General features: G+C 43.2%; 17 protein-coding genes. All 17 read left to right on the top strand.

The annotated features are described in order from the left end of the window. Nucleotides 1-16: 16 nt before the first annotated feature. Nucleotides 17-2,116 (top strand): RNA degradosome polyphosphate kinase, encoded by a 2,100-nt coding sequence (locus HFA01_RS17265; RefSeq protein ID WP_146818576.1) that lies wholly within the window; start codon nt 17-19, stop codon nt 2,114-2,116. A 208-nt stretch (nt 2,117-2,324) separates the two neighbouring features. Further along, complete coding sequence (locus HFA01_RS17260) at nt 2,325-5,192, top strand: 2-oxoglutarate dehydrogenase E1 component (RefSeq protein ID WP_146818574.1); 2,868 nt, start codon at nt 2,325-2,327, stop codon at nt 5,190-5,192. Then, nucleotides 5,179-6,486: a 2-oxoglutarate dehydrogenase complex dihydrolipoyllysine-residue succinyltransferase gene (odhB, locus tag HFA01_RS17255; RefSeq protein ID WP_146818572.1), complete on the top strand. Its 1,308-nt coding sequence runs from the start codon at nt 5,179-5,181 to the stop codon at nt 6,484-6,486. The genes HFA01_RS17260 and odhB overlap by 14 nt, the downstream gene beginning before the upstream one ends. A 407-nt stretch (nt 6,487-6,893) precedes the next feature. Next, on the top strand, nt 6,894-8,057 hold the full coding sequence (gene yhbH / locus HFA01_RS17250; RefSeq protein ID WP_146818570.1) for a sporulation protein YhbH: 1,164 nt from the start codon (nt 6,894-6,896) through the stop codon (nt 8,055-8,057). 137 nt (nt 8,058-8,194) lie between these two features. Beyond that, complete coding sequence (locus HFA01_RS17245) at nt 8,195-9,700, top strand: potassium/proton antiporter (RefSeq protein WP_146818568.1); 1,506 nt, start codon at nt 8,195-8,197, stop codon at nt 9,698-9,700. A 214-nt stretch (nt 9,701-9,914) separates the two neighbouring features. Further along, entirely contained in the window at nt 9,915-10,730 is an 816-nt protein-coding gene (proC, locus tag HFA01_RS17240) for a pyrroline-5-carboxylate reductase (RefSeq protein ID WP_146818565.1), read from the top strand. An 89-nt stretch (nt 10,731-10,819) separates the two neighbouring features. Continuing rightward, nucleotides 10,820-11,299: a PH domain-containing protein gene (locus tag HFA01_RS17235; RefSeq protein ID WP_146818563.1), complete on the top strand. Its 480-nt coding sequence runs from the start codon at nt 10,820-10,822 to the stop codon at nt 11,297-11,299. Then, nucleotides 11,289-12,788 (top strand): PH domain-containing protein, encoded by a 1,500-nt coding sequence (locus HFA01_RS17230; RefSeq protein WP_146818561.1) that lies wholly within the window; start codon nt 11,289-11,291, stop codon nt 12,786-12,788. The genes HFA01_RS17235 and HFA01_RS17230 overlap by 11 nt, the downstream gene beginning before the upstream one ends. 129 nt (nt 12,789-12,917) lie before the next feature. Beyond that, nucleotides 12,918-14,213, top strand: a complete 1,296-nt coding sequence (locus tag HFA01_RS17225) for an NCS2 family permease (protein ID WP_146818559.1) — start codon at nt 12,918-12,920, stop codon at nt 14,211-14,213. Between the two features lie 249 nt (nt 14,214-14,462). After that, nucleotides 14,463-16,049, top strand: coding sequence for a spore germination protein (locus HFA01_RS17220; protein WP_146818557.1), 1,587 nt, complete (start codon nt 14,463-14,465; stop codon nt 16,047-16,049). Further along, nucleotides 15,979-17,139, top strand: a complete 1,161-nt coding sequence (locus tag HFA01_RS17215; protein ID WP_246139361.1) for a GerAB/ArcD/ProY family transporter — start codon at nt 15,979-15,981, stop codon at nt 17,137-17,139. The genes HFA01_RS17220 and HFA01_RS17215 overlap by 71 nt, the downstream gene beginning before the upstream one ends. Beyond that, nucleotides 17,136-18,257: a Ger(x)C family spore germination protein gene (locus HFA01_RS17210; protein ID WP_146818552.1), complete on the top strand. Its 1,122-nt coding sequence runs from the start codon at nt 17,136-17,138 to the stop codon at nt 18,255-18,257. The genes HFA01_RS17215 and HFA01_RS17210 overlap by 4 nt, the downstream gene beginning before the upstream one ends. An 82-nt stretch (nt 18,258-18,339) precedes the next feature. Further along, a complete protein-coding gene (locus HFA01_RS17205) occupies nt 18,340-18,834 on the top strand; it encodes a hypothetical protein (protein ID WP_146818549.1) in 495 nt (164 codons plus the stop codon). A gap of 157 nt (nt 18,835-18,991) precedes the next feature. Further along, the gene (safA, locus tag HFA01_RS17200) at nt 18,992-19,603 is read left to right on the top strand and encodes a SafA/ExsA family spore coat assembly protein (protein ID WP_146818616.1); all 612 of its coding nucleotides are present in this window, start codon (nt 18,992-18,994) and stop codon (nt 19,601-19,603) included. Nucleotides 19,604-19,728: 125 nt separating this feature from the next. Continuing rightward, nucleotides 19,729-20,685, top strand: coding sequence for an ABC transporter substrate-binding protein (locus tag HFA01_RS17195; protein WP_146818547.1), 957 nt, complete (start codon nt 19,729-19,731; stop codon nt 20,683-20,685). A 106-nt stretch (nt 20,686-20,791) separates the two neighbouring features. Continuing rightward, a complete protein-coding gene (locus HFA01_RS17190; RefSeq protein ID WP_307725379.1) occupies nt 20,792-21,811 on the top strand; it encodes a FecCD family ABC transporter permease in 1,020 nt (339 codons plus the stop codon). Next, on the top strand, nt 21,808-22,800 hold the full coding sequence (locus HFA01_RS17185; RefSeq protein WP_146818545.1) for a FecCD family ABC transporter permease: 993 nt from the start codon (nt 21,808-21,810) through the stop codon (nt 22,798-22,800). The genes HFA01_RS17190 and HFA01_RS17185 overlap by 4 nt, the downstream gene beginning before the upstream one ends. Nucleotides 22,801-22,962: the final 162 nt, after the last annotated feature.

The raw sequence follows: 22,962 nt of genomic DNA, 5'->3' as shown, positions 1-22,962 counted from the left end.
GTAAAGGGTGTGCGTAATGTCAACAGAACAAAAAACAAAAGAATTGGACAATCCACTTTTTTATAACAATCGAGAGCTCAGCTGGCTAGGCTTCAATGAGCGGGTATTGGATGAAGCTCTTGATATGGACAACCCTTTGCTGGAACGGTTGAAATTTTTAGCTATCGTATCTTCCAATCTTGACGAGTTTTTCATGGTGCGGGTCGCGGGACTGAAAGACCAAGTCAAAGCTGGTTTCAATAAACCGGAAAACAAAGCGGGCTTGACGCCGAAGCAGCAGCTGAGGAAGATCGCTGAGATGAACCACAGAAATGTGGAAAAACAATATGCGGCCTATCAGTCGATGAAACCGGAATTGGAACAAGAGGGGATCTCCATTTTGTCTATTGATGACCTGACAAAGGAAGAGATCCAACGTTTTGAAACCTACTTTGATGAAGAAATTTTTCCTGTGTTGACCCCAATGGCGGTAGATGCCTATCGTCCTTTTCCAATGCTCTTGAATAAGTCCATCAATCTAGCTGTCGTCATCCGCGACGAACTTGATCGGGAAGGAGCAACGAAAACGGCGATTGTCCAAGTCCCTTCCGTACTGGATCGGTTCGTAACTGTGAATCACGAGGATAAGTATCAATACGTTCTATTGGAGGAAATCATCGGCCATTTTATGAGCAAATTGTTCAAAGGGTATGAAGTTGAATCGATCACAGAATTCAGAATAACAAGAAATGCCGATATGACGATTCATGAAGAAGGTGCACGTGATTTACTAAAAGAGATTGAGAAAGAATTGAAGAAAAGGAAGTGGGGAGCGGCAGTCCGGCTGGAAGTCCGAGATGGAAAGTATGACGAGAAATTGATCAACTTTTTGTTGAAAGTCCTGGAAATTCATAAAGATGACTTGTACATCACAAATGGACCACTGGACTTAACTTTCTTATTCAAATTCCATAAAACGTTTGAAGACGTTAAGGATCACCTTTATTACGAAACGCTCATGCCTCAGCCTCCACGGGATCTGAGTAGTGATGAAAATATCTTCGATCAAGTGATGGAGCGTGATGTTTTCCTCCACCATCCGTTCGAATCGTTTGAACCTGTTGTTGACTTCGTAGCAGAAGCAGCGGACGATCCTCACGTATTGGCCATTAAACAGACCTTATACCGGGTAAGTGGAGATTCACCTATCATTGATGCCCTTAAGCGCGCAGCGGAAAAAGGAAAACAAGTCACTGTACTTGTAGAACTGAAGGCGCGTTTTGATGAAGAAAACAATGTTCAATGGGCCAAGGAACTTGAAAAAGCGGGCTGTCATGTGATTTATGGAATGACTTATTTGAAAACCCACAGCAAAATCACCTTGGTAGTCAGGAAGAAGAACGAGAAAATTGAACGTTTCGTTCACCTGGGAACAGGGAACTACAATGATCAGACAGCATCGCTTTATACAGACATGGGAATCATCACAGCGAAGCGGAAATTCGGGATTGATGCCACAGACTTTTTCAATTATTTAAGCGGGTTCACCGAAAAACCACAATTTCACCACCTGTCGATGGCCCCGTTTGATATACGAAATGACTTTATACGGTATATTAATAATGAAATCCGTTTTCAAAAACAGCATGGCAATGGACGCATTATAGCAAAGATGAATTCCCTGACGGATAAAAATTTAATTATGAAGCTTTACGAAGCCTCTCAAGCAGGTGTGCAAATTGATTTGATCGTGCGTGGGATCTGCTGCCTTCGCCCTGGAATCCAGGGGTTCAGTGATAACATTCGTGTCATTAGTATCGTCGGTCGTTTCCTTGAGCACAGCCGGATTTATTATTTCCACCATAATGGAGATGATCGCGTCTTTTTATCCTCTGCTGACATGATGACAAGAAACATGGTCAAGCGTGTTGAGCTCTTATTCCCCATCCATGAACCAGAGATTAAAAGTCGACTGCAAAAGATACTATCGGTCATGCTGAATGACAATGTCAAAGCGAGGGAACAAAAGAATGACGGATCGTATGAGCATGTCAAACGTACGGAAAACGCACAACCCATTAACAGCCAAATGAAATTTTATGACATGGCTTATCGCGTCTTGGAGGACGAAGAATAACAAAACGATATATCACTTTAGTGGCAAAAAGTGAAAAAGGCGTACCCATCGGTGCGTCTTTCTTGTTATAATGGAATGGATTTGAACATTCATTAAAAAATTAAGCGAAATTTGTTGAATACGTAAGCGTTTCAATTCTATAATAGTATATGGACTTGGAAACGTTTTCGAGGAAACATTAGCCAACAACTACTTGGGGGTATTCTACGTGTCTAAACAAGGCTCCACTCAAAACTTTTGGGAAAATTTCCATGGCCCCAACATGGGGTACATCGAAGAACAATTCGAACAATATGAAAACGATCCTAGTGCTGTCGATCCTTCCTTGAAGGAAATTTTTGATGAGCACGGGGCTCCTGAATGGATGGGAAGCGAACCAGTTCCTTCAACCAATGGATCTGCTTCACCTTCTGAAAGGGACATAGCTAAAATTACCTCAGCTTTGAAACTTGTTGAGGCTATTCGTCGTCATGGTCATCTGCAAGCGAATATTTATGCGGTAGGCAGTGATGAGCGACCTAAAACAAATTTGCTTGAATTAGAAACATATGGACTACAGGAAAAAGATTTAAAAGAAATTCCGGCTGATTGGGTGTGGCCTGATGCCCCAATGAAACTGGATAACGCACTTCAAGTAGTCAAAACACTAAAAGAACGTTATGCAGGGACCATTTCTTTTGAATTCGGTCATGTGAATAACGAAGATGAAAGAAAATGGCTTCAGGATAAAGTAGATACTGGCTCCTATACGGTGTCATTGACAGATGAAGAGAAGAAACACCTGCTTTACCGACTTGCTGAAGTCGAAGGCTTTGAAAATTTCCTTGCTAAAACATTTGTTGCGCAGAAGCGATTTTCAATTGAAGGCTTGGACATGATGGTGCCGATGCTTGATCATATCATTCAATCAGCATCAGGTGACAAGATTAAAAATATCATGATGGGCATGGCCCACCGTGGACGTTTGAATGTACTTGCGCATATCCTTGGCAAACCTTATGATCGCATTTTTTCTGAATTCCACCTTTCTCCTGATAAGGAACTAATGCCATCGGAAGGTTCCATGGGAATCAACTACGGTTGGACAGGTGATGTGAAGTATCACTTTGGTGCGAGAAGAGAAATTGAAAACGGTGAACAGTCTGCTACTCGTGTGACTCTTAGCCATAACCCATCACACCTGGAATACGTCAACCCTGTAGTCGAAGGCTTCACACGTGCGGCTCAGGATGACCGATCAGAGCCAGGCTACGCCAAAATGGATGAGGACGAGGCATTCGGCCTGTTGATCCATGGTGACGCCGCGTTCATCGGTGAAGGTGTTGTAGCAGAAACTTTGAATATGAGTGACCTCCCTGGTTATCGTACGGGTGGAACGGTCCACATTATTGCTAACAACCTTGTTGGATTCACAACAAACCGGAAAGATGGACGCTCTACACGATATGCGAGTGACCTTGCCAAAGGGTTTGAAATTCCTGTCGTTCATGTGAATGCTGATGATCCGCTAGCTTGTTTATCAGCTATGGCCCTTGCTTATGAGTACCGCCAGAAATTCCATAAAGATTTCTTAATCGATCTCGTAGGCTACCGCCGTTTTGGTCACAATGAAATGGATGAGCCACGATCTACCCAACCGAAACTTTATAAAGAAATAGATGCACACCCTACGGCTGCGGCTGTGTTTGAAAAGCAGCTCCAGGAAGAATCTGTCGTAGGAGATGGCGCTCTTGATGATATGAAAGCGGAAGTAGAGAAAAAACTCCGCGACATCTATAACAATATGAACGAGCATGAAACGTCTTCTCCTGATGTGAAAGATCGTCCGAGTGGAGTCGAACGAAACCTTGATGAAATCGACACAGCGATCGATCTTGAACGTCTTAAAGGATTGAATGAAGGCCTGTTGAAACGTCCAGAAGGGTTTAATGGCTTCAAGAAGCTTGAAAAAATTCTTCAAAGACGCAGTAAAATGCTTGATGACGGGCAGAAGGTCGACTGGGCGACAGCCGAAGCCTTGGCGTTTGCTTCGATTCTTGAAGATGGCCGTCCCATTCGAATTACAGGTCAAGATACGGAGCGTGGAACATTTGCCCACCGTCATCTTGTTCTTCATGATGTAGAAACAGGAGAAACGTATTGTCCAATGCATGGTTTAGAACAGGCGAATGCGTCTTTTGATATTCATAACAGCCCGTTGTCTGAAGCAGGAGTTATTGGATTTGAGTATGGTTACAGTGTCCAGGCTCCGGAATCTCTTGTGCTATGGGAAGCACAATTCGGTGATTTCGCTAATGCTGGACAAGTCATTTTTGACCAGTTCGTATCAGCAGGTCGTGCCAAGTGGGGCGAAATGTCCAATATGGTCTTCTTGCTTCCTCACGGATACGAAGGTCAAGGACCGGAGCACTCCAGTGCACGTCTTGAGCGATTCCTGCAGCTCGCTGCTGAAAATAACTGGACGGTTGCCAATGTCACGTCTTCTGCCCAATATTTCCACTTGTTAAGAAGACAAGCAGCAATCAGTAATCAGGAAGAAGCACGCCCTCTTGTGTTGATGACACCGAAGAGTTTGTTGCGAAATCAGCGCGTGGCAGTTTCCGGGGAACAGTTCAGTACAGGACGATTCCAGCCGATTATGAAACAGCCTATTTTATCTGAAAACAAGGATAAAGAAAAAGTGAAAACACTCCTTCTCGGAAGCGGGAAAATCATGGTCGATATTGAAGATACGGTAGATGGTACCGATCAGACCTTTGAGACGATCGATGCTGTAAGAATCGAACAAATCTACCCGTTCCCTGAGCAACGATTAGCTGAAATGTTAGAGTCTTATCCGAATTTAGAAGAATTAGTATGGGTCCAAGAAGAACCACAGAACATGGGTAGTTGGTACTTCGTCGAAGGGATATTGCACAAGCTGTTGAAAAAGGGGCAGATCCACCGCTTTGTCGGTCGTCCGCACCGTGCCTCCCCTTCCGTAGGCGAGCCGAACATCCATAAAACGGAGCAGAATCGAATCATTCATGAAGCGCTACAGATGTCTAAAGGAGGAGAAACAAATGAAGGAAATTAAAGTTCCTGAATTAGCTGAATCCATAACAGAAGGTACAATATCAGAATGGCTCGTCAAAAAAGGGGATCAAGTTGAAAAAGGCGATCCAATTCTCGAGCTTGAGACAGATAAAGTAAACGTTGAAGTGAATGCTGATGCCAGTGGTGTCATTGCTGAGTTGCTGAGAGAAGCAGGAGACGACGTTGAAGTCGGCGATGTAATTGCTAAAGTCGATGAAAACGGCGAAGCCGGAGGCACTGATGAAGATACATCTTCTAATGAGGAAGAGTCCGAACCAGAAGAAGAAAAAGAAGCATCCAACAAAGAAGACAAGCAGCAACCAGCTTCTGAGGAGAAAAAAGAGACGTCCGGCAAAGATTCTAAAGACGTGATTGCTACTCCTGCTGCTCGTAAACGTGCGCGTGAACTAGGAATTGACTTAAGTGAGATTTCTGCTCGCGATCCCCTTGGCCGCATCCGTCCGGAAGATGTCGATGCAGCTGCTAAAGGAGAAAATAAGCAAGAATCTAAAGGTTCTTCCAAGTCTTCTTCTGAGGACAACCCTAAGAAGCAGGAGAAGAAAAAAGAAGAAACGAAGAAAACAGAGTTTGATAAACCAGTCGAACGGGTGAAAATGTCCCGCAGACGCCAAACGATCGCTAAGAGACTCGTTGAAGCCCAGCAGGAATCTGCGATGCTTACAACCTTCAACGAAGTAGATATGACCAATGTTATGAAGCTAAGAAGTGAACGTAAAGAATCCTTCCTTAAGAAACATGACATCAAATTAGGATTCATGTCCTTCTTCACAAAAGCTGCAGTTGGAGCATTGAAGGAATTCCCATTACTCAATGCAGAAATTCAAGGCAATGAAATTATTAAGAAACAGTTCTATGATATCGGTATGGCGGTATCAACAGACGAGGGTCTCGTCGTTCCTGTTGTCCGTGATGCGGATCGTCTGGACTTTGCCGGTATTGAAAAAGGAATTGCTGACCTTGCGACCAAAGCACGTAACAAAGAGCTGGGTCTTGAGGACTTGCAAGGTGGATCATTTACAATCACGAACGGTGGAATATTCGGTTCTATGCTTTCCACACCAATCTTGAATGCACCTCAAGTGGGAATCCTTGGATTGCACAACATTGAAAAACGTGCGAAAGTCATGCCGGATGACACAATCGAAGCTCGTCCGATGATGTACATTGCTCTTTCCTACGATCACAGAATCGTAGATGGAAAAGATGCGGTACAGTTCTTGCGCAGAATTAAAGAAATGATTGAAGATCCATTCGATCTATTGCTCGAAGGCTAAAATAAACCCCCTTCCACAACTTCCGTGGAAGGGGGTTTTCTTTGCTTCAAATCCACAAACGCTCCCTGAAAGGAAGTCTGGCCTGATTGAAATAATGGATCACACTTTCTGGCCATGGATACGGGGTCAGTACAATTAGCTCGAGGAGGCACATCATCATCACTCACCCACGGAAAGCGAACCTTATCCCGGAGCCCCTAACCTCCTGGAGATGTCTAGAAATCAAGTCTTACACAATCCCGTCATATACTTTAACAACATATTTACCACATGGACTATCAATCTGATTGTGAAAAGATAGACAATTTAGGCGAAAGAAACAAATAATCCATGTATATCTCAATATCTTTCATCCAATACCGTGGACCTGCATACGATAGAGTAATACTCGATTAGGAGGGAATTACATGGATGAAGAGATGAGTTTCGTAATCGCCGAAGACGACTGGTCCCTCCATCGGAAAGGCTACGACGATCAGCGGCGACATCAAGAAAAAGTGAAGGATGCGATGAGCAAGCAGTTACCAGATCTTATTACTGAAGAAAACATTGTGATGTCGAATGGAAAGCGTGTCGTTAAGATTCCAATACGTTCACTTGATGAATATAAGATCCGTTATAATCACGAGAAGAATAAGCATGCAGGACAAGGTGAAGGAGATAGTGAAGTCGGAGATGTTGTTGCTCAAGCTCCGCAACAATCGAAAGGTAAGCCTGGCGATGGAGAAGGAGCCGGTGATCAAGCTGGCGAAGATTATTATGAGGCAGAGATTTCATTAGCAGAGTTAGAGGAAGCCTTGTTTAAGGAATTGACCTTACCGAATTTGGATGAAAAGGAAAAAGACAATATCATTCACACAGATATCGAGTTCAGTGACATCCGAAAAACAGGATTGACTGGAAACATTGACAAGAAGAGGACGATGCTTGAAGCGTATAAACGAAATGCTTTGGGTGGGGAAGCGTCATTTGCACCGATTTATCCGGAAGACATTCGCTTTAAAACATGGAATGAAAAAACCAAACCGGAGTCAAAAGCTGTAGTTATTGCAATGATGGATACAAGTGGTTCTATGGGACAGTGGGAGAAATATATGGCCAGAAGTTTCTTTTTCTGGATGACCAGGTTCCTGAACCGGAATTATGAAACGGTCGAAATTGAATTTGTTGCCCACCACACTCAAGCAAAAGTTGTCAGTGAGGAAGACTTCTTTTCCAAAGGGGAGAGTGGAGGGACGATTTGCTCCTCGGCTTATCGTAAGGCATTGGAATTAATCGAGACGAAGTATTCACCGGACCGTTACAACATTTATCCGTTCCACTTTTCCGATGGTGATAATTTAACATCTGACAATAAACGTTGTCTGGGATTGATTGAACAACTCATTGAGGTTTCACAAATGTTTGGTTATGGAGAAGTCAACCAATACAATCGTTCCTCGAGTTTAATGCAGGCTTATAAATCTATCGATCACCCGAAGTTCCGTTATTACATTTTGAGAAGAAAAGCAGATGTATTTCATGCTATGAAACAATTCTTCTCTGAACAAGTAGAAGAGATGCTAAGCTGATGTTGCAAAGAAGCCAAGTAACATCTTGTTGCTTGGCCTTTTTTGTGTTTTTAAAATCTGGACGAGTTTTTTATTACTTAAACCTGAGTTTTCCTTGTTATAATGTCCCTATATAGAAAATAAAAGGAGTATCTTATATGATTCAGGAAATTTTAGAGTCCAATCAATTCATCATGCTGATGGCTCTATTGCTTATTGTCAGTATCATCGTTACAAAGTTCTCTTCCAGGCTAGGGGTTCCTTCTCTTGTTTTGTTTATTGCCGTTGGAATGCTCGTGGGGAATGATGGACTTGGATTCATTTACTTCGATAACCCAGAAATTGCTCAGTTGATCGGTGTCATCGCCTTGATTGTGATTTTGTTTGAAGGTGGTATGCTGACGAAGTGGAAAGACATACGGCCGGTAGTGGCTCCTTCCATTTCACTAGCTACAGTAGGGGTCGTCCTTACGACATCCATCGTAGCTTTAGCTGCCAAGTTCATCTTACATATCGGTTGGATTGAAGCATTCCTTGTAGGGTCAATTGTAGGGTCTACGGACGCGGCTGCGGTTTTTGCCGTTTTAAAAGGTAAAAATGTCCGGCCTAAACTTGAAGCGACACTAGAAGCAGAGTCGGGTACAAACGATCCGATGGCTGTATTTCTGACCATTTCTATCATTCAATTGCTCACAATTGATCAAGTCAATATATTAGGGATGATCGGTTCATTCTTTTGGCAGATGGGGGCCGGACTCGCTGTCGGAGCGGGCATCGGTTACCTGGCAAGCTTATCGCTTAACCGAATCAATCTTGACTCCAGTGGACTTTATCCTTTGTTCGCCTTAGGTTTCGCCTTTTTATCATACAGTTCGAGTTCACTTCTTCAAGCGAGTGGTCTTTTAGCTGTATATGTAACTGCTGTTGTCATTGGTAATGCTGAACTGGCCTACCGTTATTCCATTTTGCGTTTCCATGAAGGATTTGGTTGGATGGCACAAATCCTTATGTTTATTATTCTAGGACTATTCGTCTCTCCAACAGAAGTCTTCACATGGCCTGTGATGGTCGATGGTTTGTTAATAGCTCTGGTGCTCATTTTTATCGCAAGGCCTGTGGCCACCCTTTTAAGTCTGATCGGTTTTTCCTTTACGATGAAGGAAAAATACTTCTTATCCTGGGCTGGGTTGCGCGGTGCTGTACCCATCGTCCTTGCCATCTTCCCAATGCTTGCGGGAATTCAGAACAGCCAGCTCATCTTCAACGTTGTTTTCTTTACAGTCCTTACTTCAGCGCTGGTCCAAGGTTCATCCATTACCTGGATCGCTGAACGATTCCATCTTGTTTCCGATAAGCTTGGGAATCCGATTCATTCTCTTGAGCTGATTTCTATCGGCAAAGCGAATGTTGAAATGATTGAGTTCGATGTAACGGAAAGAAACATCGTGGTTGGTCAAAAATTAGAAAATATGGAATTGCCTGATCGGGCATTAATCAATGCTATTATCCGTGACGGGGATGTGATCACTCCTTATGGCCAGACAGAAATCAAAGCTGGAGACACGTTGTATATCCTTGTAGCGAGAAAAAATAAAAAAGAAGTGAAGAAGCTTCTTGAAGCGATCAAAGAAGATGAAGGAGAACACGAAAAAAGCCGAGCTTAAGACAGCTCGGCTTTTTTCGTAGCAGCTATGATATTTTGGGCGTTTCACTATGATATGAAGAATACAGTTATTATTATAGGTAAGACATGCGGGTTTGTAAACCTTTTCTAGAAAAAACATGTAATTATTACTAGAGAAACGAAGGAAATCCATTATGGAATTGTACGTTCGACAATCTTCCTATACAATAAGAATCACCAAGGAGGGATGAACGGTGAATAAACGTATAGGTTTTATCGGCTGTGGTCAGATGGGACAGGCGATGATTCAGGGTATGATTGATGCGGGCCTTGTAAAGGCGCGTGATATCGCTGCCACGGCTTTATCCGATGAAACGATTGACTTTGTGACCGATGAATATGGGATTAATATTTCCAATGAAAATAAACGAGTGGCAAGAGAAAGTGATCTGCTGTTCTTAGCAGTGAAACCTTATGTGTATCAAGGGGTCGTCCAGGAAATTAAGGATGAAGTATCCGAGGATACCGTAGTGGTCACGATTGCTGCCGGGATCACACTTGATGCCATGAAAGAAGCTTTTGGTCGCAATGTGAAAGTGATTCGTTCCATGCCGAACACCCCTTCACTTGTCGGAGCAGGCATGAGCGTTCTGTGTCCGAATGATTTCGTGACCAGGGAAGAGTTAGCAGAAGTGATGGAAGTGTTTGAAAGTTTTGGAGAAGCTGAAATCGTAGAAGAAAAGTTGATGGATGCCGTGCCAGCTGTAAGCGGGTCTTCTCCGGCTTTTATCTACATGCTCATTGAGGCAATGGCAGATGCGGCTGTCCAACAAGGATTCCCTAGAGACAAAGCCTATAAAATGGTCTCTCAGTCTGTCCAAGGAGCGGCTCAAATGGTTAAAGAGACCGGACGCCACCCTGGTGAACTGAAGGATGCCGTCTGCACCCCAGGAGGTACAACCATTGCGGGAGTAACGAAACTCGAAGAAGCCGGGTTCAGAAATGCGATCATGCAAGGTATGACTGCTTGTACAGAGAAGTCCAAAGCTTTATCAGAGGGAAAGAAATAGTGGGATAGCCGGGCTGTCATGTCCGGCTTCTTTTATAATAATGAAACATTTCGATCGCTCAATCGTAATCCTATACAGGGGGTGGAAGAATGGAACGACAACCGACACAGCGAATTTCACAGCGTGCTCTTACATTGTGGCGCATTTATGGATGGATACAGGTGGGAATCATTCTCTTATTGACGATTGGTCTAACCGTCACCGTTTTCCTATGGGATTGGCCATGGTGGATCGTCCTGATTGGACTAGGAATCGCTTTGCTGGAGGTACTCTCAATGGTCTGGCTTGTGCCAACGTTACGATGGAAAAGGTGGAGGTATGATGTAACTGAGACGGAGATTGACTTGCAGTACGGGTTATTTATAGTGACGCGTACGCTCGTACCTATGGTCAGAGTTCAACATGTAGATACAGAACAAGGGCCACTACTTAGGAAATTCCGCTTATCCACGATCAGCATTTCTACGGCGGCGACGGTACATAAGATTCCGGCATTAGACGAGCGGGAAGCGGAGCGTCTGCGCCAGTCCATCTCTTCCTTAGCAAGGGTGGCGGAAGATGATGTTTGAACCAAAAAGACTTCACCCGATTTCAGCCATTATCAACTTCGTGAAGACGTTAAAGGATGCAGCTTTGCCATTGATCATTGTGCTCGTTTTAAATGGAAATATCTTCAGTGGAGAAGTGGATTGGATTCCATTGCTCATATGGATTGGTGTACTGCTCCTCGTTTTAGGGGCAGGGATTATTCGCTGGCTTCGCTTTACATACCGCATGGAAGAAGGAGAGCTGAGAATTGAATATGGGCTTATTTTCCGTAAAAAGAGGTACATCCCTATTGATCGAATCCAGAGTCTTGATTTCTCAGAGGGTATTTTCCATCGTCCGTTGAACCTCGTAAAGGTTTCGGTTGAGACGGCTGGATCTACAGGAAATGAAAAAGCAGAGGCTGAACTGACGGCTATTCGTCGAGAAGACGCAGATTCTTTGGAAGAAGTTATTTTCCAAGAGAAGAAACGAAGGTACGTCAGACAGGATGACGAAGCTTGTGAGACTGAAAGATCTCAAGCAGAGATGGAAGAACCGAAGCGTGTAAAAGTCTATGCCATGTCGATGAAAGACATCGTGATGATGGCGGTCACTTCTGGCGGTGCGGGAGTAGTTATCTCCGGGGTAGCTGTTTTCTTTTCTCAATTCATGGACCTTCTACCTGTAGGGACCATTTACAACGAAATCCTTGATTGGATTCAGATTGGGGTACTGGTCATTGCTTTTACGGCTCTCGTGATATTACTAGTTGCTTATGGAATATCCATTGTGATGACCATTCTAAGGTATGCGAACTTTTCTGTTTTTATTGACGAAGATGATTTGATCATTACCCGTGGGTGGCTGGAGAAAAAGCAGATGACCATACCCTTGAATCGAATCCAGGGGGTCCGGATGGAAGAAAATTTAATTCGACAACCTTTAGGATACGCTTCTGTCACGTTAATCAGTGCAGGGGGTTCGGTCTTGAAAAATGATGAGCACCAGTTACGTCTGTTGCCAATGATCAAAAAAGCAGATGTAGGGGAAATATTGAACAAGGTGCTGCCTGATTATGATGTTGTGGATGATTTTCATCAACCGCCTAAAAGATCGTTATTGCGTTATATTCTTCGTCACTCATGGTTCGGGTTTGTAGCAGCAATTCCCATCAGTATTTTCTTTTTTCCTTATGGTCTACTTTCCATTTTGGCCGGGTTCTTCTTAGCTGTACTCGGCTGGCTTGCCTACCATGATGCAGGATGGAATGTTCTTGGAGACCAACTTACCTTACGGTCGAGAGGAATTATCAAACAGACCTACTTTATGAAAAAGTACCGCATTCAGTCCTCTTATGAAAAACAGACGTATTTTCAAAGAAGGACACACCTCTCGAGCATAGAGGTCATGTTAACCTCGGGAGGAGGAAGGGCACTTGCTTCCTGCTACTACCTTGAGAAAAAGGACACAGAAGAAATGATGGAATGGTATAGAGTCAAGCGATCAGCTGAAAAACCGCCTGAGGAATGATTTCCTCAGGCGGTTTTTAAATGCAGTGATAATAAAAACGAACATTTATAATGTTCCTATTGATTTTTGTTCGTAAAAATAATATTATAATACACGTTGTAATTCTTATGGAAAGTTTGGTGTTTCCAAATGTTAAACAAATGGTTCCGATTAAATGAAAATCATACAAATGTTAAAACAGAGCTGCTTGCAGGATTAACGACATTTTTGACGATGGTCTATATCGTTGTTGTTAATCCGGCGATTCTTTCAAGTGCTGGTGTGCCTTTCGAGCAAGTGTTCATGGCGACGATCATTGCAGCAGTCGTCGGTACGTTGATCATGGCATTCGCTGCCAATTATCCCATAGCTATTGCTCCTGGTATGGGATTGAATGCTTACTTCGTTACAGAAGTCGTTCAACAGGATGTCAGTTATTCTGTTATTTTCGGAGCTGTGTTTGTATCAGGTATATTGTTTGTTCTTCTTAGTTTGACAAGTTTACGAAAGACACTGATTACTGCGATTCCTCCTTCATTAAAATATGGAATCACATCAGGAATCGGTTTATTTATAGCCTTTCTCGGTTTAAGAATGTCAGAAATCATCGTTCCTAGTGAAGAAACGTTGGTTACGCTTGGTGACTTGACGGCAAAGGGTCCGTTGTTAACTGTATTCGGACTTTTCTTCACGTTGATCCTGATCGCTAGAAATGTGACGGGCGGCTTGTTCCTCGGTATGTTTGTGACAGGCATCATTGGCTACTTCACAGGACAGCTCCAGCTAGAAGGCTTCATCCAGGCCCCACCGGCCCCAGTCTTCTGGGATATGGATCTTGGAGCGGTATTCAGCAATGGGCTTTATACAGTCATTTTCGCTTTTCTACTCGTTACGATTTTCGACACGACAGGAACGATGATCGGTGTAGCGGAACAAGCAGGTTTCATCCGCAAAGATGGAAGCCTACCGAGAGCGCGTGCTGCTTTAATGGCTGATGCCTCAGCTACAACCGTTGGAGCTATGTTCGGAACGAGTCCTTCATCCGCATACATTGAATCTTCTTCAGGGGTAGCAGCTGGAGGTCGGACGGGACTAACGACGTTAGTTGTTGCGTTCTTGTTCATTCTATCCATGTTTTTTGCCCCAATCGTTGGAGCAGTTTCCGGCTTGCCAGCCATTACAGCTCCTGTATTGATCATTGTCGGCTGCTTTATGATGGGCGGTCTTGCAAAGGTGAACTGGGGTTCTTTCGATGATGCCTTCCCGGCCTTCATCATTATCCTTTCCATGCCACTTACTTCGAGTATTGCAACAGGAATCTCTTTTGGCTTTATTACGTACCCGTTGCTAAAGCTGGTCACTGGAAAAGGTAAAGGTGTTCACTGGATGCTATATATGTTCGCAGTTATTTTCATTTTGCAAATGGTCTTCTTCCCGGGCCACTAAACCAGTAAGTCCTACGGCTATCATGCCGTAGGACTTTTTTTTGTTATTAAAGTAAATGTCTTGATTTTGACAGAGTTGGTTTAGAGACTTTTGAGTTTAGTTCAGTGATGAGCCTTTTCCTAACCACCACCTCCCCTGTAAAAGCCTCGCAACTGAGTCTTCAACGTTATTGGGGGTTTTTGGGGAGGACAAGATTTGTTGGGTATATTCCAATTTATCCGTGGCAAATTAAGGTTAGGTGATGTGAAAATGGGAATCTTTACGCGAATTTTCAGAAATAACCGTGATAAGTTAGCCGACCGACATATGTCCGAACCTTCGGGTGAGAAAGAAGTACAATGCTCAAGAAGATTGTCAGAGAACGTCAAGTATATCTTAGATGCTTTTCATCAAACCAATGATTTAAAGATACGGATCTTAAAAAGAGGTGACGCGGCTCTATTATATTTTGAGTCTTTGGCTGAACACGAAAAAATCCATGAAAAGATTTTTGCACCACTCGAAATGGGGCATACCGATGACGTTTTCCAACTTCCCAACGCAAAAAAGACGAACGACTTAGAAGAAGCTGTACGAACACTTTTGCGGGGACATGCGATTTATATGGAAGAGGGGAAGAAGGAAATCTCCCAGTTCAGTGTCACTTCTTCATTTGGCAGAACCCCTGAAGAACCACAGAATGAGAAAGTGGTCCGCGGAGCTCATGATGGTTTTGTCGAAAATATGATGACAAACATCAACCTTATCCGCAAAAGGGTGGAACACAGAGATTTAACAATCAAGTACTTTAAGTTGGGTAAAAAGACGAATACGAATGTGTCTGTCATCTATATAGATGGTATAGCAGATCCTACGCTTGTCCAGGAAGTTGAGACGAGACTGCACTCCGTTGATTCAGACATGATTCATAGTCCGGGACATGTTGAAGAGTTTATTGAAGATCAGTCCAACTCTCCGTTTCCTCAAATGTTGAATACGGAAAGGCCGGATCGTGTGGCCGCCAATTTAGTCGAGGGAAGAGTCGCCATTATGGCGGAGGGGAGTCCTACGACCCTCATTGCACCAGCGACTTTCTTCATGTTTTATCAAGCCCCGGATGATTATAATATGCGTTGGTTCACCGGAACTTTCGTTCGATTGATACGCTTGTTCAGTTTCATTATAGCGATAGGATTACCTGCTTTTTACATTTCTGTTGTCAGTTTCCATTTTGAAGTTATTCCAGACGAACTCATTATTCCAGTAAAAGCTTCGATCAATGAAATTGCTTATCCCCCCATTGTAGAAGCGCTTGTCATGGTCATCATCATTGAACTGATTAGGGAAGCGGGGATACGGCTTCCTGCACCGATTGGTCAGACGATTGGTATTGTCGGTGGTCTTGTCATCGGGGACGCAGTGGTAAGGGCTGGGCTCGTTTCAAATATAATGGTCATTGTGGTTGCGTTGACAGCCATTGCATCCTTTGTCGTTCCTTCTAATGAATTGAGTACAGCTCTTCGTTTATTAACTTTTCCGTTGATTATACTAGCGGGTACGCTAGGTTTTATAGGAATTGTATTTGGGATGTTAATTATACTGACTCACCTGACGAGGCTTCATTCCTTTGGCGTCCCTTATTTTGCTCCCCTTGCTCCGTTGAGTCTCGTTGATCTGAAGGATACGTTCGTCCGTTTGCCCATGTTTATGATGAAGCTTAGACCAAAGGACGCCCATGCACTTAAACCTGTAGCTTTGGACCCTTCAAGGGAGTGGAAAAATCGTGATGAACAGAACCAATCAAAGCAAGGCAGCCCAGGAGAGCAACCCTCCTCAACAACAGACACGAAACAATGATCAAAAGCTGTCCCGAAGACAGTTTTTCTTTGTTATCATTCAAACTCAAATTGGAGTAGGAATCCTTTCTGTCCCTTATGACTTGCACAGCGTAGCGAAGCAAGATGGGTGGATTTCGCTCCTGCTGGGTGCCGTGGCTATTCAAGTTATTCTTCTTGGGATTTGGGTGGTAGCGAAAAACTTTCCTGAAGATACCTTGTACACCATAAACGATAAACTATTTACAAAGTGGATAGGAAAACCGATTTCCATCTTGTATATTTTATACTTCATCGGCGTGGGCTCGTTAACCATTCTATTGTTCTGCAGGATGATCAGTATGTGGGTGTTACCCAACACGCCTTTATGGGTTACTTCTTTTTTGTTGATTTCGGTTTGTATATACATGGTAAGTGGAGGATTGATTGTATTAGGGCGTATGTATACGATGCTTTCTTTACTGTTAGGACTACTGGTTTTTTTTATGATTATTGCTACAAAAGAAATGCACCTCATGTATTTGTTTCCCATTTTAGAAGCGGGTTGGGGGAAGGTTTTTGCTGGTATAAATAAAGCGATCTTTTCCTTTTTTGGATTTATCGTTTCGCTCGTCATTTTCTCAAAGGTTGAAGGATCGCATATACAAAAATTGAGAACCATTATTTATGCACACTGTTTTGTTACGACCTTTTATTTGTTTACTGTTTTTGCTAGCTTTACTTTTTTCAGTACAAGTGAGCTTCCATTAGTGCCAGAACCTGTTTTATATATGCTGAAGGCTTTTACGCTGCCGATCATTGCGAGAATCGACTTGTTTTTCATCTCTGTCTGGGTGATCAATGTGGCGACTACATTCGCTACTTATCTGTACATGGCCAGTTTAGGACTGTCAGACTTATTTAAGAAGGAGTCCCAGGGCCACTTTATTATGCTTATTGGTTTAATCATATTTTCCATCAGCCTATACGTTGGCTTAGATATTTCAAGAATCCAAGCATTCAACAAGGTTGTGACCTATTCCGGCTATCTCTTTTCTGTTGCCCTACCATTAATCATGGTTCCTTTAAGTTACTTCATAAGAAACAGAAGGAGGGGGGAGAGTTCATCTTGAAGAAATGTTTTCTAATCTGTATGGTATGCACCCTGTTCCTTACGGGATGCTGGGATGAAAAACAGTTTAAAAACGTAAAACTTGTACTTTCTCTCGGATTTGATCAAGGAGAAGATGGAGAAATCATACAAACGGTGTCCATTCCTACTGTAAGGAGAGCATCCGAAGGTCCAGGAAGTGAGAGTTTGCAAATCGTATCGACTTCTGCGAACACACCTTTGCATGCAAGAGATAAAATTGATCGTATGATATCTGAAACGTACGATCCATCAAAAGTGAAAGTGGTTCTATTAGGGGAAGATCTTGCAAAAAAAGATGTCTATCCTATTCTTGATGATATGTACCGCAATCCTCGGAGCAACTTAAATGCTTATCTTGCTGTAGTTGAAGAAGGAACGGCTAAAGATGTGATAAGTATGAATCATAGTGGAGCGACGAGAATCAGTAATTATATCGGGGGCTTATTGGAAGCTGCTGTTTCGTCAACTCATGCGACTGGTGAAAATCTGCAACTGCTTTGTGCTGAATTACTGGAACCTGGGATTGATTTTTCTGTGCCTTTATTGAAGATAGAGGATGGTGGCAGCCTGCTGACTTTCAACGGAATGGGATTGTTTCATGAGAAAGCTTATACCGGGGAAAAAATTGGAGCGGAACAAACAACGATGTATATGCTCTTGCAAGGGGTGAAGGGAAGGGTAGCTCGTTTGACTGAAAAAATTGACGACAATGGGAAAGATGAGATTTTAGATTATGTCACTGTAAGTATTGCTGAAAATGATCGAAAAATGAAAGTCGAAAATCAAGATGGAGAGATTGCTGCCACCATCCACTTAGATCTGAGAGTGAAAATCGCCGAATATCCTTCCGATCACTTATATGTAAAGGGGAGGATCGAGGAAATTAGCAAGAAGCTCTCAGAGAGACTTACCGAAGAGTCGGTAGATATTATCGCTCAGCTTCAAGAAGCGAATAGTGATGTCTTCGGGATAGGAAGAAGAGTAAAAGCTTATCACCCGGAAGTATGGAAAGAATTAGACTGGAGTGAAACCTATCCGGAAATATCAATTACACCAAAAGTAGAAGTAGAAGTTATTCAGCACGGAATCATTAATTAAAATTTTTTCTTCACACGTGAAACCTTTTTGGGAGTCATCTCGTCTCTATATTAGAAACATAGAATTGACGGGGGAAAGAAGCGTGTGGAAAAGGTTTGGAATTTTATTTTTCTGTTTATTGATGATCGGTGCTTGTAGCAAAACCCATGCAGTTCCTAGTGGATACCACTGTTACAACATGGAGATAGTGTCTTCGGCAGTTGAACAATTAGAGTTTGAGCCAGAGCTGCCTGAGTACATTCCTATTCCGACGATCAGTGTTGTTTCTGACATCTACCAAGATGAAGGGAAAGACCTCATGGATTTGAGTTTTTACACTTCAGATAATGATCTGTTGACCATTCAATTCTCCCAAGGTGAAATGGATACTCCCTGGATAGATCCGGAAGAGCTTTTCATTAGTGAAGAAGTAGAAGGAGTTTATGAAGATAATCGTTTCTCCAAAAAACTGACCTGGGAAAAGGATGGAGTGACGTACTTGATGACTTACCGCGCCAGTGTGGCGCCTGAAGAAGGTAATGAACAGAGTGTGACACGACAACAATTGGTTGAAGTGGCCCGCTCGTTTCATTCATAAAATGATTATACCTCCCCTATGGTATAGCACCCACCGACTGACCACCGGTGGGTGCGTTTTTAATTCCTAAACTTTTCCTCTATATACATAATTTTAGCGTGGAGAGCCAAACTACATCTGACACTAAAAAAAGGAGTGAGAACACTTGAAAGTATGGATGTGGTTAGGCGCCATCATTTTTGCTGCGGTATTGTTTGTGCAAACCCCTCACATGACTCATGCAGCAACGGATACTTACACAGTTAAGAGCGGGGATACATTATGGAAGATCTCAAAAAAATACAAAATTGGTTTGAGTGAAATCATCAATGCAAATCCACAGTTCAACAATCCTGATCTCATTTATCCAGGAGACAGGGTGACAATTCCTCTGAAAGCAGACATTAAATCAGTTGAAAGCCAAGTGATTGACTTGACGAACCAGGAAAGGGCGAAAAACGGTCTTCCTGCTTTGAAAGCCAACTGGCAGTTGTCACGCGTGGCCAGATACAAGTCCAGAGACATGGCGAATAAAAACTACTTTTCCCACACGTCTCCTACCTATGGTTCACCATTTGATATGATGAGAGATTTCAATATTTCGTACAATCGTGCCGCAGAAAACATCGCTGCGGGTCAACGAACGCCACAGGAAGTGGTCAATGGATGGATGAACAGCCCGGGACATAGGAAGAATATTTTAGATCCAAATTTAAGACAGATTGGTGTAGGTTACGCAGAAGGTGGAAGTTACGGTCATTATTGGACACAGATGTTTATTTCTCAATAAATGGAAGGACTGTCGCACAAATGGAGCGGCAGTCCTTTTGTTATCTCCTTTACAATTATCTTAAATTTAAGTATGATAAATGAAGTGTTTGATAATGATTATCAATAACAATGGAGGTAGTACATATGAAGAAAACTTTATTTTCCTTTTGTATGCTTGCTCTTATTCTAATGGTCACTGCATGTGGAAGTTCTTCCGAAGATCAAACATCAGAAGACACTCAGGATAAAGACAGTGAAGCCACAGAAGATACACGCGTGATTGAACATGAAATGGGAGAGACCGAAATTACGGGCAAACCTGAGAAGGTCGTGGCTCTTGAATTTTCATTCGTTGACAACCTTGCTTCTTTAGGGGTTTCACCTGTCGGTATCGCAGACGATGATGATTCAGAACGCATCATCGAACCGATCCGTGAGAAAATCGGTGATTATACATCCGTAGGGACGAGAAAACAGCCTTCCTTAGAAGTGATTAGTTCTCTTCAACCCGATTTGATTATTGCAGATATGAAGAGGCACAAAGATATCTATGATCAGTTGTCGGATATTGCTCCGACAATCATTCTTCCTTCTCTAGCCGCTGATTACGAAGGCATTATCTCAAGCTTTGAAACCGTATCAAAAGCCATGGGCATGGAAGAAAAAGGGGAAGAAGTTTTAGCCGATCATAAGGCAAAAATGGAAGAGCTTCGAGCCCAGGTACCTGAGGACGAGGAGAGGACCGTTCTCCCTGCAGTAGTCGCGGACAGCGGTTACTTCGCCCACAACATGGAATCTTACACAGGCTCTCTGTTGGAATCTATTGGTTTGAAAAATGCGATCCAGAGTGGAGACGAACGCTACAACAAGATTAACCTGGAACAGGTCGTTGAGTTCAATCCAGATGTGATGTTCCATATGGTCGCTGGCGATCAAACGGTCGTTGATGAGTGGGAAAGCAATGAATTGTATCAGGATATTTCAGCTGTGAAAAATGGAGAGGTCCACGAAGTTGATCGTAACATGTGGTCCCGTTTCCGTGGCTTGATTTCATCTGAAAAGATTCTAGAGGACGCCATCAACTATTTATATGAAGAATAATTGTTCAGAGAGCGGAGGCAGACCCTTCGCTCTTTCCTTTTTACCAGAAGACGTTTTCCTGGCGTTTGTGATAAGGTGAAAAGAGTTTATAGATAGGAGAATTCAAGTGCAGCATATATCTGAGCAATCATCTGTAGTCAAATATAAGTGGGCCCTTATTTTCTTTGGCGGCATTCTTGTTCTTATTGCGAGCTTTATCGCGAGTTTAAGTATAGGTGCCTACGCCATTCCATTTGCTGATGTGTTCAAACTCTTGGTTTCTCCTGATGCCGGGAAAGCCGCTTCCATCATTCATACCATCCGCTTACCGAGAGCTATAGTAGGAATGATTGTCGGCGCATGTTTAGCTATTGCTGGAGGGATCATGCAAGCCATTACGAACAATCCCTTAGCCTCCCCACAAGTGTTTGGAGTCAATGCAGGAGCGTCGTTAATGGTGGTCGCTGGTGTTGTGCTCTTTCCTGGGTTAGGGTCTTCGACGCTTGTATATTTTGCATTCTTGGGTGCAGCTGTTGGAGGTGCGATTGTCTATTCACTCTCTTCTACAGGTGGGGGGATGACGCCTGTCAAATTGGCATTGGCAGGGATTACGGTCCATTTGTTTTTGTCCTCTTTAATTGAAGGGATCGTCCTTTTTCATGAAACATCAACCGAAGATGTTCTTTTTTGGCTTGCTGGTGGTATTGATGGTCGAACATGGGCTGATGTCCGCTTGATGATTCCATGGTCATTGACTGGTCTCATTGGGGCACTATTTCTAGGCAAAGGGCTGACGATTCTCGGATTAGGTGACGATGTCGCGAGGGGATTAGGACAGAGAATTGGGTGGATCCGGGCTTCATCAGCCATCTTAGTCATCCTGTTGGCCGGCATTTCGGTAGCCGTGGCAGGTCCAATCGGTTTTATAGGCTTGATCATACCAAATATTGTACGAAAGCTCATGGGATCAGATTATCGTGTGGTCCTTCCGGTGTCAGCCGTCTTTGGTGCGGCATTATTGACGATCTCGGATGTATTGTCCAGGTTCATTTCCTTTCCAGCAGAGTCTCCGGTGGGTATAGTGACGGCACTACTGGGTGCCCCATTTTTCTTATATTTGGCTAGCAGAGGGGGACGAGCAGCATGAGATTGAAAAAGATGCATCCCGTCGTGATCATGATCTCTCTTTCTATCCTCGTCTTGTTAGGAGCTTTTCTATCCATTGGTATAGGCGCTGTATGGATTCCGCCCGGTGCCATATTCAATTATTTCGCTGGTGTGGAAGTAGGAGGGAACAGGTACATTATTGAGAATTTTCGTTTGCCACGAATCATTATGAGCTTGTTGGTAGGAACTGGATTAGGGATATCCGGCGCCATCCTACAAGGGATCATTCGGAATCCTCTTGCTTCACCGGATGTCATTGGAATTACTAAAGGGGCAGGGTTTGCAGCGGCCGCTGTAATCATCCTCTTTCCTTCTTTGCCTGTCATCGGCCTTCCGATTGCCGCATTCATAGGAGCGGGATTAGTCACAATCGGCCTCTATATCTTCGCATTTAAAAGAGGCGTCCAGCCAGCAACCCTTGCCCTTGTCGGTATAGCGCTAGGGGCGATTTGTCAGGCAGGAATTCAGTTCTTAACGGTTAAATTTCCATTGGAGACGAATGCAGCACTGGTCTGGTTAACCGGCAGCTTATGGGGGAAAGATTGGACAGATGTGTGGCTGCTGCTGCCTTGGATTGTGATTGTTGTTCCGGCTACGCTTTTCCTAGCTCCAAAGCTTGATGTTCTTAGTCTTGGAGACGATGTCGCAGAAGGACTCGGAGAACCTGTTCGAAAAGCAAGACTGCTATTATTGATCATAGCGGTGATTCTTGCAGGTGCCTCAGTAGCAGTAGTAGGTACACTTGGATTTGTCGGTTTAATTGCTCCGCATATTGCCCGTCAATTGGTAGGAAATAAGCATATCTATCTTTTGCCTGTTTCAGCACTAACGGGAACGTTACTCTTAATGGTTGCTGATAATTTGGGTCGAGGCTTGTTTCCACCTACAGAAGTCCCGGCAGGAATTTTCACTGCTATTATTGGAGCCCCGTATTTCTTGTTCTTATTAAGAAAAATGCAAAAGTCATAGAAAAAGAAACGCTTTTTGGCGTTTCTTTTTTTGTGTACAAGTGTATACCCATGTGACAAAAAAATATTAAGATCCTTAAAAAGGGATAAACCCTTATAAATAAAGGCATATTAGAGCATAGGGTGACTAGCATGTCATGATTTGTTATTTATTACATACAAA

This window comes from Halobacillus faecis (genome assembly GCF_007991335.1).
Taxonomy (GTDB): Bacteria; Bacillota; Bacilli; order Bacillales; family Halobacillaceae; genus Halobacillus; species Halobacillus faecis.
The sequence above is the reverse complement of the archived record's forward strand: the minus strand, read 5'-3'. Positions and strand labels throughout refer to the sequence as shown.